Origin of the sequence: Blastomonas sp. UPD001 (assembly GCF_003426715.1) — a bacterium.
Classification (GTDB): Bacteria; Pseudomonadota; Alphaproteobacteria; order Sphingomonadales; family Sphingomonadaceae; genus Blastomonas.
The window spans coordinates 42,867-53,373 of the sequence record NZ_QKVT01000067.1 but is presented as its reverse complement, the minus strand read 5'-3'; the positions used below and the strand labels follow the sequence as shown (position 1 = coordinate 53,373).

Annotated in this window: 12 protein-coding genes; 5 read left to right on the top strand and 7 right to left on the bottom strand. The window is 63.5% G+C overall.

The window, feature by feature from the left end; genetic code table 11:
* The 5 genes from DM995_RS18695 to DM995_RS18675 form a co-directional block, all read left to right on the top strand.
* A partial coding sequence (locus DM995_RS18695; protein ID WP_116970648.1) for an aldehyde dehydrogenase family protein occupies positions 1 to 370 on the top strand: 370 nt, incomplete at its 5' end.
* Between the two features lie 25 nt (positions 371 to 395).
* Complete coding sequence (gene adhP / locus DM995_RS18690) at positions 396 to 1,421, top strand: alcohol dehydrogenase AdhP (protein WP_116970647.1); 1,026 nt, start codon at positions 396 to 398, stop codon at positions 1,419 to 1,421.
* 27 nt (positions 1,422 to 1,448) lie between these two features.
* Positions 1,449 to 3,140 (top strand): copper resistance system multicopper oxidase, encoded by a 1,692-nt coding sequence (locus tag DM995_RS18685; protein WP_039330748.1) that lies wholly within the window; start codon positions 1,449 to 1,451, stop codon positions 3,138 to 3,140.
* A 182-nt stretch (positions 3,141 to 3,322) separates the two neighbouring features.
* The gene (locus DM995_RS18680) at positions 3,323 to 4,123 is read left to right on the top strand and encodes a copper resistance protein B (RefSeq protein ID WP_039330921.1); all 801 of its coding nucleotides are present in this window, start codon (positions 3,323 to 3,325) and stop codon (positions 4,121 to 4,123) included.
* A complete protein-coding gene (locus tag DM995_RS18675) occupies positions 4,120 to 5,340 on the top strand; it encodes an MFS transporter (RefSeq protein WP_082013215.1) in 1,221 nt (406 codons plus the stop codon). The genes DM995_RS18680 and DM995_RS18675 overlap by 4 nt, the downstream gene beginning before the upstream one ends.
* Positions 5,341 to 5,464: 124 nt before the next feature.
* Here the strand turns inward: DM995_RS18675 and DM995_RS18670 are convergent, their stop codons facing one another.
* From DM995_RS18670 to DM995_RS18645, 7 genes are all read right to left on the bottom strand, one after another.
* Positions 5,465 to 5,911: a response regulator gene (locus DM995_RS18670; RefSeq protein WP_052241814.1), complete on the bottom strand. Its 447-nt coding sequence runs from the start codon at positions 5,909 to 5,911 to the stop codon at positions 5,465 to 5,467.
* 100 nt (positions 5,912 to 6,011) lie between these two features.
* Complete coding sequence (locus tag DM995_RS18665) at positions 6,012 to 6,620, bottom strand: response regulator transcription factor (RefSeq protein ID WP_039330750.1); 609 nt, start codon at positions 6,618 to 6,620, stop codon at positions 6,012 to 6,014.
* Entirely contained in the window at positions 6,610 to 8,151 is a 1,542-nt protein-coding gene (locus tag DM995_RS18660) for a PAS domain-containing sensor histidine kinase (protein WP_052241816.1), read from the bottom strand. Before DM995_RS18660 ends, DM995_RS18665 begins: the two co-directional genes overlap by 11 nt.
* Before the next feature lie 335 nt (positions 8,152 to 8,486).
* A complete protein-coding gene (locus DM995_RS18655) occupies positions 8,487 to 8,915 on the bottom strand; it encodes a DUF411 domain-containing protein (RefSeq protein WP_039330752.1) in 429 nt (142 codons plus the stop codon).
* Between the two features lie 60 nt (positions 8,916 to 8,975).
* Positions 8,976 to 9,176 carry a hypothetical protein gene (locus DM995_RS18650; protein ID WP_039330754.1) on the bottom strand — a complete coding sequence of 67 codons (201 nt, stop codon included), beginning with the start codon at positions 9,174 to 9,176 and terminating at the stop codon, positions 8,976 to 8,978.
* Positions 9,177 to 9,193: 17 nt separating this feature from the next.
* Complete coding sequence (locus tag DM995_RS21445) at positions 9,194 to 9,535, bottom strand: hypothetical protein (RefSeq protein ID WP_137775969.1); 342 nt, start codon at positions 9,533 to 9,535, stop codon at positions 9,194 to 9,196.
* Positions 9,532 to 10,251, bottom strand: a complete 720-nt coding sequence (locus DM995_RS18645) for a PepSY domain-containing protein (RefSeq protein WP_039330756.1) — start codon at positions 10,249 to 10,251, stop codon at positions 9,532 to 9,534. The genes DM995_RS21445 and DM995_RS18645 overlap by 4 nt, the downstream gene beginning before the upstream one ends.
* Positions 10,252 to 10,507 lie beyond the last annotated feature (256 nt).

Below are 10,507 nucleotides of genomic sequence, written 5' to 3'. Positions count from 1 at the left end.
CGTCCAACCGACCGTGTTCGTGGGCCAGAACCACATGCGCATCTTCCAGGAGGAGATCTTCGGTCCGGTCCTGGCGGTGACGACCTTCAAGACGGTCGAGGAAGCGATCGCGATCGCCAACGACACCGCCTACGGCCTGGGTGCTGGTGTCTGGACCCGCAACGGCAACACTGCTTACCGGCTGGGCCGCGCGATTGAGGCCGGCCGGGTCTGGACCAACTGCTATCACCAATATCCCGCCCACGCCGCTTTCGGCGGATACAAGGCGTCGGGCTTCGGGCGCGAAAACCACAAGGCGATGCTCGACCATTACCAGCAGACCAAGAACCTGCTCGTCTCTTACGACGAGCGCGCTCTCGGCCTGTTCTGACCTTCCTTCTGATGGAGAAGCAGACATGGCGAAAACCATGAAGGCGGCAGTCGTCCGCGAATTCGGCCAGCCGCTGGTCATCGAGGAGGCGCCGATCCCAGTGGTCGGTCCTGGTCAGATACTCGTCAAGATCGCGGCGACCGGCGTGTGCCATACCGATCTGCATGCCGCCGAGGGCGATTGGCCGGTCAAGCCCAACCCGCCGTTCATTCCGGGCCATGAGGGCGTCGGCCATGTCGCCGCGGTCGGATCGGACGTCACCCACGTCAAGGAAGGCGACCGCGTCGGCGTGCCCTGGCTGTACACAGCCTGCGGCCACTGCGTACATTGCCTGGGCGGCTGGGAAACGCTGTGCGAAAGTCAGCAAAACACCGGCTATTCGGTCAACGGCAGCTTCGCCGAATATGTCCTCGCCGACCCGAACTATGTCGGCCACCTGCCCGACAATGTCGATTTTCTCGACATCGCGCCGATCCTCTGCGCGGGCGTCACCGTCTACAAAGGCCTCAAGGCCACCGAGGCGAAGCCGGGTCAATGGGTTGTGATCTCCGGAATCGGGGGGCTTGGCCACATGGCCGTGCAATATGCCCGTGCGATGGGCCTCAACGTGGCGGCGGTCGACATCGACGATCGCAAGCTCGATCTCGCATCTCGTCTCGGTGCCACGCTGACGATCAACGCGTGCGATGAGATTCCTTCGGCGGCCCTCAAGAAGGCGATCGGCGGCGCGCATGGCGCGCTGGTCACTGCGGTCTCGCCCACAGCGTTCCAGCAGGCGCTCGGCATGGTCCGCCGTGGTGGCACGGTGGCGCTCAACGGTCTGCCGCCAGGCGACTTTCCGCTGTCAATCTTCGACACCGTTCTCAACGGTATCACCGTGCGCGGCTCGATCGTCGGCACCAGGCTCGACCTTCTCGAAGCGCTGACCTTCGCCGGCGAGGGCAAGGTCCACGCGACCGTGCATGCGGAGAAGCTCGAGAACATCAACGATGTCTTCTCGCGCATGCGTCACGGCGACATCGAAGGCCGGATCGTTCTCGATCTGGCGTGATCCCATCATTCGCGAAAGATACTGTCCATGCTTCCTTTCCACAGCCTGCCTATCGCGCGGCGCCATTTCGTCCAGGGTCTGGCGGTCGGCGGTGCGGTTGCAGGCTTCACCCCGGCGCTTCTCGCACGGTCCACTGCCGCTTCGGCGGCAGAGCTGCGCGGCACCGAGTTCGACCTTGAGATCGCCGAGCTGCCGGTCAATTTCACCGGCAAGCGCCGGGTCGCGACTGCGGTGAACGGGGCCGTGCCCGCGCCGGTTCTCCGGCTGCTGGAAGGCGACACGGTTACGCTGCGCGTACGCAACAGCCTCAAGGAGATGTCGAGCATCCATTGGCACGGCATCATCCTTCCGGCCGAGATGGACGGCGTGCCGGGCATCAGCTTCGCCGGCATCGCGCCCGGCGAGACCTTCACTTACCGCTTCGAGCTGCGCCAATCGGGCACTTACTGGTATCATGCCCACACGCTTGCCGAGCAGACCGGCCTTTATGGCGCGATCGTCGTCGAACCGCGTGGGCCCGTCGCCGCGCCGGATCGGGACTATACGGTGATCCTCAGCGACTGGTCTGACGAACCGCCATTGCAGATCTTCACCAACCTCAAGAAGCTGAGCAGCTACTACAATTTCGCGCAGCCGACGGCGGGCGACTTCCTCAAGGACGTACGCCAACTGGGGCTCGGCAAGGCGCTCGATCGGCGGGCGATGTGGAATGGCGCGCGGATGAGCCCGACCGATTACAGCGACGTCTCGGCGGCGACTTACACCTACCTCATGAACGGGACGCCGCCTGCGGGCAACTGGACCGGCATCGCCGCGCCCGGCGAGCGGGTCCGGCTGCGCTTCATCTGTGCGGGGACCGCGACCTTTTTCGACGTACGGATTCCGGGGGTCGCGCTGACCATCGTCGCGACCGACGGGCAACCTGTCGAACCGGTTACGGTCGACGAGTTTCGCATCGGCCCCGGCGAGACCTACGATGCCGAGTTCACCATGCCCGACGCTGAAGCCCATACGATCTTCGCTCAGTCGATCGACCGGACCGGCTATGCCCGCGGCACGATCGCGCCTGCGCCTGGCATGACTGCGGCGGTACCGCCGCTCGACGAACGGCCCTGGCTCGAACCAATCGACATGATGGGTGCAATGGCCGCGATGGACGGCGGCGAACACGCCGGACATGGGATGGCCGAAATGCCGCCCAAGGCCCGGCACGCCCGCACTGAATATGGCGCGAACACCGACATGCGGGTCGATTATCCCCGCAGAAATCTCGACGATCCCGGCGCCGGCTTGCGTGACCGCCCCTGGCGCGTTCTGACGCTGGCGGACCTGCGCACGCCGAACGGCGATCCCGATCCCCGCGAGCCGGAACGCGAGATCGAACTCCACCTCAACGGCAATATGGAGCGCTTCATCTGGGCGCTCGACGGGATCAAGCTCAATGACTCGCGCCCTCTGCATTTCCGCCCGAACGAGCGGCTTCGCGTCACGTTGGTGAACGACACGATGATGTCCCATCCGATGCATCTCCACGGAATGTGGAGCGATGTCGAAGGCCCGGATGGCAAGTTTCGGGTGCGCAAGCATACCGTAGTCGTCCAGCCCGCCCAGCGCGTCAGCTTCCGCGTGACGGCCGATGCGATGGGCCGATGGGCGTTCCACTGCCACCTGCTCTACCATATGGCGGCCGGCATGTTCCGCGAGGTGGTGGTCGCATGATGAGCCACGCACACCCCCGCACCGCACAATTCGCTCTCGCCACCATCGTCTCGGTTGCGGTCGCGACTCCAGTTCGGGCCCAGGAAGCTCCGCAACAGCCACCGGCCGCTTCCCAGGCCGACCAGTCGGTCAAGCCCGCGCAGGAGCCGCAGCCCGCTCCGCCGGTCGAAAATCATGCGAGTATGAACATGCCCGGCATGGATATGTCCGGAGCGGGCAGGTCGCCAGACAGCACGGAGATGGACACGGGCAAGATGCAGGGCGGCAGGGCACCGCGCGATGCCCGCAATTCCGACGACTATGCCGATGGTTACCGCAACTCGACGCTGCCCAATTACGAAATGGCCGACAAGCTCTCGATCCCCAAGATCCTGGTCGATGAGCTCGAGTTCGCCACGGGCAACGAGGGACAGGGGTTCGGCTGGACAGTGCTGGTCACAAACGGGCCGGACGACAACAAGCTCTGGCTCCGCAGCCAGGGGCTCAAGAATTCACGCGATCGGCTCGATCCCGAGAGCAGCGTCGAAGGGTTCTGGTGGCACGGCGGGGGCGCATTCTGGGGTACGTTGGTCGGCGTTCGCCAGGATCTCGGGAAAGGTGGCACGACTTGGGCCGCCGTCGGCGTTGAGGGCCTCGCTCCCTACTGGTTCGACATTCAGCTGACCGGCTATGTGGGCGCCGATGGCCGCTTGGCGGCGCGCGCCAAGGCCTCCTATGAAATCCTGTTCACCAATCGCCTCATCCTGACGCCTCAAGTCGAGACCAACATCTACAGCAAGCGATCTACCGACCGCGAGCTTGGTGGCGGCTTCAGCAATGTCGAACTCAGCGGTCGCCTGCGCTACGAGTTTTCTCGAAAGTCCGCGCCCTATGTCGGTTTCGTCTGGGAACGCGCGCTCGGCGGCACCGCCGACTTTCGGCGCGCCGAGGGCGAAAGCCCGGTCGAACGTCGCGTCGTCGTCGGCTTCCGACTGTTGCTGTGATTCTGGGGCGGCTGTCCGAGACATGGCAGACCGGCCTCGGCCATCTTGCGCGCCCGCAAGGCAGGCAATCGCTCTCGTCCATTCTTCTTCTGCTCGCCGTAGCCGCTGCTGCGGCGGGGCAGACCGCCATTCTCGCCTTCCTTCCGGCCCTGGTTGATCGCAATGCCGCACAGCTTGCGCCGCGCCTGCATGACTTCCACGTCGCCAGCCTTACCGGCGTCCATCCGCTCGCGGCCTTGCTGCTGGCCCCGCTCTGGGGCTGGCTCGCGGATCGGATGGATTACCGGATCCTGCTTCGCACCGCTCTCGTCGCACTCGCATTCGCGACGGCGCCAGTCGGAGCGGTGCCGCTACCGGCTCTCTATCTGCTCCGCGCGCTGGCCGGCATGGCCGCTGCGGCCATCATCCCGCTGGCGTTGCTGTCCGCGAGCTTCGCGGTTCCCGAGCGCGGCGAGCAGGCGAAGCGCTTTACCTGGCTAACGGGGTTCGTCTTCCTGGGGGACATGATTGGGCCTTTGCTCGCAGAGGGTTCCGCCGCCGTAACTCCCGGCGCACCCCTGCTGATGGTGGCGCTCGGCATCGCTGGCGTCGCCAGCCTGCTGTGCTTCGCCCATCTGCCGCCTCGGTGCATCGCTTGTTCCGAGATTCGCCACCCGCAATCGTCGTCCAGCCCCGCGATCTCGATGCTACTGCTCATCGCGGTCGTTGGTGGCGGTGGGCTCGCGGCCATGCATGTCGCCCTGCTCATCCCGCGAAGCACGGATGCGCCCAATCGAGAGACGATCGCCTGGATGCTTAGCCTTTGCGGGTTCGCCATGCTTGCCGCGCAGCTGTTCCTTGCAAGAGTCACCTGGCTCGTGACCTCACCGAGACGCCTCGCCGGCATTACCCTTGCCCTTCTCGCGTCAAGCGTCTTCCTCTATTCCCTCAACCTTGCGACCCTGCCTATGGCTGGCACCATCTTTGTGGCCGGCTGGAGTTCCGCAAGCCTTCGCCTGATCACCAGTTTCTGGATCGGCGGAAACACAGCTCCTTCGGGCTCGAGACTGGGTTTGCAGCATGCGGCGGCCAGCATCGGCCAGGCGCTTGCACCATTGGCCTTCGCACTGGCATCGCCGCAATATCAACCCGTCATCCTCTGGAGCATCGGCAGCCTTGCGCTGCTTCTCCTGCTTGTTCTGCCCCTTGTCTGGAGAGGGGCGACATCAGTCCAATGATAGTGGACGTCGGGCAACGGCCACATACTCCACCCGGGTTTCACCAACGGGGCCGCGCTTGGTCTTGGCCACCCTTTGGGCTGCCCAATACAAGGACCGCGCACTGAGAGAGCCGGAGACCAGACTAGCAGCCGCACCCTGTGCCGCCTTCGCGGTCCTCGTCACAATCCCCAGGCTCGGCGCAGTCGCACAAGCGGTACAGCGCCTCGAGAACCGGTGTTCGGATGAAGGGTTTCTGGATCACTTCTGCATAGCCGCAAGCTTTGGCCCGCAACCTCAGCTCGCGATCGCAAGATGCGCATATGAGGATCGCGGGGCCGCTCCATCCCTTGGCCCTGAACGCGCCGAGCAAGCTGACGCCATCGAGATCCGGCATGTTGTAATCGGCAATCATGCAGTCGGCGGAGAGCGAAGCCGGATCGGCCAGCAAGGCCGATGCCGATCGGTAGCTGAGCGGTTCATAACCCCGCGCATGCAGCAAGAATTGCAACGAACGGCGGATACTGGCCTCATCGTCGGTGATGAGAACCTTGTAGCGCTTCTTGCCAGGCTCGCTCTGACTTGTGGACATGGACCCTGTAACTGAAACTGAGAAGGCAACTCCTATCAGGAATCGCCGGTCTTGCGGACAATGTCCTTACGTAGATGTCACAGAATCCTAGATTCTTGTGCTAAAGACCAGCGGCGAAGGCAATCCGCAGCAGATCGGACAGGCTGTGCACATCGAGTTTTTGCATCAGGCTTGCCCGGTGAACCTCGACGGTGCGCGACGAACACCCGAGATCATAGGCGATCGTCTTGTTGGGATAGCCCTTGGCCAGACCCTCGAGGATCTCGCGTTCACGCGGCGTGAGTGACGCTATCCGCGTCCGCGCCTCCCGCTCTTCGAGATCGCGGCTATCGTTGCGTTCAAGTCTCGCAAACGCCCGCTCGAGGGCGCCGAGAAGCGCGGCCTTTTCGAACGGTTTTTCGAGGAACTCGACCGCTCCGGCCTTCATCGCCTGGACGGCAACGGTCACATCGCCATGACCGGTAAGGACGATCACCGGCATGTCGATACCGCGATCGGCCAACGCGGCCTGGACCTCAAGCCCATCCATCTCTGGCATCCGAACGTCTAGCACCACGCACCCTTTCGGCGCGGATTTCGCCGACTTCAAGAATTCGACGCCCGAACCATAGGACAGAACCTTGTAGCCCGCGCGCGACAAGACGAAGCCCGCAGATTTGCGGATAGCTTCTTCGTCATCGACGAGGTGAACGACACGACTATCGCTCATCGGCAGCCTCCTCAGCCGCATGCATCAGCGTGAAATGAAAACGGCTTCCGCCGGTGTCGGGATGCTCGGCCCAAATGCGTCCCCCATGGGCTTCGACGATCGTGCGGCAGATCGACAGGCCCAACCCCATCCCTTCCTGCTTGCCGCTGACGAAGGCCTCGAACAGTCGAGGGCGGATGTCGGGCGCGATGCCGGGGCCGGTGTCGTGCACCGTGACTTCGACGTATCCGTCCGGCCGAAGCCTGGTTCCAACGGTCAAATCCCGGACTTGGCTTTGCGCCGTGGCCTCAACCGCGTTGCGCATCAGGTTGAGCAGAACTTGCTGGATCTGCACCCGATCGACCAGCACTGGCGTCGCCAGCGGGTCGAGGTTGAACAAGGCGCGCACGCCATTCTCGCGGGCACCGGTTAGCGCGAGCCGACCGGCATCCTCGATCAGGCCAGGCAATTGCTCGACGCGCTTGTCGACCTCGCCCTTCGCAACGAATTCGCGCAGCCGGCGAACAATGTCGCCGGCCCGGAATGTCTCGTTCGCCGCTTCCGCGAGCGCGTCGCGCATGATTATCGCGTTCTCGTCGGCCGCCTCCTCGAGCATGTCGCGCGATTCCTCCAGATAGTTCGCCACGGCGGTCAACGGCTGGTTGAGTTCGTGCGCCAGCGTTGAGGCCATGGTGCCCATGGCGCTCAGCCGCGAGACATGGACCAGTTCGGCTTGCAATTCCTTGAGCTTGAGCTCGTCGCGCTCCTTCTCCGTCAGGTCGCGGATGAAGCCCGTGAAAATCCGTTCGCCATCCTTCCCCGCCTCGCCAACCGAGAGTTCAAGCGGAAAGGTCGTTCCATCGCGCCGTTGTCCGGTCACGACCCGGCCGATCCCGATGATCCGCTTCTCGCCGGTCGTGCAGTAGTGCTCCAGATAGGCGTCGTGGCGTTCGCGATCCGGAGTGGGCATCAGGCACGATACGTTGGCTCCGAGCAGCTCGCTTTCCTCATAGCCGAACAATCGTTCGGCCGCGGCGCTGAACGAGGAAATCCGGCCACGCTCATCGATCACGATCATGGCGTCCGGAACCGTCGCCAGGATCGAGTTCAAATGCTGTTCGCGCGCCTCCATCGCCTCGCGGATCGCGGCCTCTTCGGTGACATCGCGCGCGATGCAGAAATAGCCCAGCAATCGGTCGCCTTCGCGCAAGGCAGCAAACGACACATGTGCGAGATATTCCAAGCCCGATTGGCGAACCCGCCAGCCATTGCGCTCAAACGACTTGCCACGCCGGGCCGCTTCAAGATCGGCAACCGGAAGACCGGAAGCGGCTTCATCGGGCGCGTAGAAAATTTCGTGAGACTGACCGATAGCATCGGCCGGACACCAATGGTCGGCGCGCCCTTCGTCGTCGCTCAGCGCCAGGATCTGGCCACGACTATCGAGCAAAACAAAAAAATGCCCAGGGGCGCTCAGGAAGGCGAGATAGGCGAGCCGAGGCAGGTCTGGCTGGTTGCCATCCGGGGCCGGCCTGTGCCGATCGCCCGCCATGTCTAGCACGCCACGCTTGCGACCCGCGGGCGGAAAAGCCGTTCCTCGCGAAAGTCGCTTCGGGCAGTCATTGGAAACATGCGAATGGAATCTTCCGGTACACGCGCTGGGCCTTCGTTCTAGAATACGCACAGCGACCGGCCACCCCTCACGAATTTCGGACACGTGTCCCGTCCGCTGGCCGCACCGGTGAGGCGCGCTCATATTTTTCCCGGGAATCACCCCCGTGAGGGCTGCAGCGCTCGGGACAGCCCTCTCGGGGGTGATTGGCAGTTTACCGCGACATTTCGGCCTCGTTTGCAACGGCGGACCGGTCGAGTCAGCGCCGCAAACGGTCAATGCCGCGCATAGACAGTCGGCGCCCCGGCGCCGATGGCGTAAACCGCAAAGCGTTGGGGTTCCTGCCCCGGCACTTCCATCCCCGGCGACCCCAGTGGCATGCCGCCGACCGCAAGGCCGCTCACGCCTCTCGGCCTTGCCGAAAGGACACGCCGCATATCCTCGATCGGAACGTGACCTTCGAAGGCCATCCCGTCGATCACGGCGGTGTGGCACGAACGGAGGGTGGGTGGAATTCCATACCTTGCCTGAAGGGCTGCGCGGTTGGAGGCGTCGACCGCTCTGATGGTCTTGCCCAGCCCCTTGCGGACTTGTGCCGCCCACTTCTCGCAACAGCCGCATCCGGGATCCCGGTGCATGATTGCCGCGGTCGAGGCCATGGCGGGTGAACCCGCTAACGCCAGTGCCAGAATGAGTTTTCGCATTGTATATCTCGCCTTCCTGAAGTGCTCAGGCGGCAGCTAGCCGCCTGAGCACCGAGTTGCCTACTTGTGTTCCATGCCGCCCATGGCGTGGCCCGCATGATCGTCGGACGCTGCCTCGGCTTTGTCCTGACAACAGGCCATCTTGCCATGTTCGTCCTTCTTGCAGCAGCACTCCTTCTTCGGAGCGGAAGGCGGTTCTGCGGCAAAAGCCGCTGTCGACAGGGTGAGCGCGAACGCGCCAAGCAGATAGTTGAGTTTCATGATCTATTGCTCCGTGATCAGGTTGAATGATTTGGCATGGCCTGATCTCGCGGCGGCGGATGCGGTGGTTTGAGGGCAATTCCCTTAATCGAGGTTGCTGCCTCCTCTTTGGGCACCGGATCATTCCAGACTGCGACCGGCTGCACGGTCGGCGGCTCGGCCGCGCGTGAGGCGCAGGCATGACAAGCCATGGCAGAATCTTTCGCGTGACCATCGGGCACCGGAAGATGACCGTCTTGCGCGTTCGAGCAATCCATCGCCATCGATGTCGCCGCGGCTAGCGGTGCCGCATCAGCACACAACGGCCCGGTCTGTAATGCGAGGCCGAGAGCGAGAAACAGAACAGCCAAAAACTTCATGCCGCCCGCCTTTTCCGGCGAAACGGCCAGCGCATGAAGAGCAGGATCGCGCCCGCAATAGCGAGCACCAAGCCGCCGCACGCAAAGGCCAGCAACCACCAAGTGTTGAAATTCTCGTGGTTCTTCCAGTCCATGATGTGGAGGCTCCAGAAGAAATCGTAGAGCCGCCACGTCCCGTTGCGAACCGCCGTCAACTTGCCCGAGTCCGCCGCGACGAAAACGCTGGTGCTGTCAGGATCGGCAAAGGCCACGCGCCATGCGGGAAGCGCGCCGCGATATTCGGGGCTTTCGGCAAGGACGCGAGAAACTTTGGCATCGGGCTTGACCGGAGCCTTCCACGCATCGCGTGCAATTGCGAGGGCAAGCGCTGCGTCAACCGGCAGTAGTGGCGCGCCGCTCACCGCATCGAAAAGAGTGGTTCCCTCCGCCGTCGCGACCAGGGCGACTGGGCGATTGGCGAGCATGGCGAAGGATACCGACTCGACCGGGGTCTTGGCCGCCGCGACCAGGCGGGTCGGCGCGACGAAATCGACGCCTTTCGGCATCGCGACAACGCGCTCGCGGTCCACAAGATGTTCGCCGCGCACTTGCTCGATGGGCAGATAACTCATCAGCACACCGCTCGAAAACCAGATCAGGAGCTGCGCCCCGATAACCAGCGCCAACCATTTGTGAATGCGGCTCGCGGCGACATGAACCCTTACCTTCGCTCCCATTGGTCCCCCGATTTGCACCCATTGCGACCGCCTCCGATCACCATCGGCGTTCCGATTGTTGCCTTATCTTATGTCGCTCATGTCATGGCCCGCATGAGGATCGGCTTCGCCGGGCGGCGGTGCGGTCTTGGTGGGCACGGGCGTTGCAGCCTTGGATTCCGCTCTCTGTTGAGGTTTTGGTGCGCCGGCCCTTGAAGCTGGTTTTGGTTTCGGGGTGCTGGGCTCTGGTACCGGTTTTGCTTCGGATCGTTGCGGC

Bases quoted from the DNA above. Each gene is read 5' to 3' on its own strand.
- DM995_RS18655 (WP_039330752.1), bottom strand. From the start codon at position 8,915: ATGCGAAAACTCATTCTGGCACTGGCGTTAGCGGGTTCACCCGCCATG.
- DM995_RS18665 (WP_039330750.1), bottom strand. From the start codon at position 6,620: ATGAGCGATAGTCGTGTCGTTCACCTCGTCGATGACGAAGAAGCTATC.
- DM995_RS18650 (WP_039330754.1), bottom strand. From the start codon at position 9,176: ATGAAACTCAACTATCTGCTTGGCGCGTTCGCGCTCACCCTGTCGACA.
- DM995_RS18680 (WP_039330921.1), top strand. From the start codon at position 3,323: ATGAACATGCCCGGCATGGATATGTCCGGAGCGGGCAGGTCGCCAGAC.
- DM995_RS18670 (WP_052241814.1), bottom strand. From the start codon at position 5,911: ATGTCCACAAGTCAGAGCGAGCCTGGCAAGAAGCGCTACAAGGTTCTC.
- DM995_RS18685 (WP_039330748.1), top strand. From the start codon at position 1,449: ATGCTTCCTTTCCACAGCCTGCCTATCGCGCGGCGCCATTTCGTCCAG.
- DM995_RS21445 (WP_137775969.1), bottom strand. From the start codon at position 9,535: ATGAAGTTTTTGGCTGTTCTGTTTCTCGCTCTCGGCCTCGCATTACAG.
- adhP (WP_116970647.1), top strand. From the start codon at position 396: ATGGCGAAAACCATGAAGGCGGCAGTCGTCCGCGAATTCGGCCAGCCG.
- DM995_RS18645 (WP_039330756.1), bottom strand. From the start codon at position 10,251: ATGGGAGCGAAGGTAAGGGTTCATGTCGCCGCGAGCCGCATTCACAAA.
- DM995_RS18660 (WP_052241816.1), bottom strand. From the start codon at position 8,151: ATGGCGGGCGATCGGCACAGGCCGGCCCCGGATGGCAACCAGCCAGAC.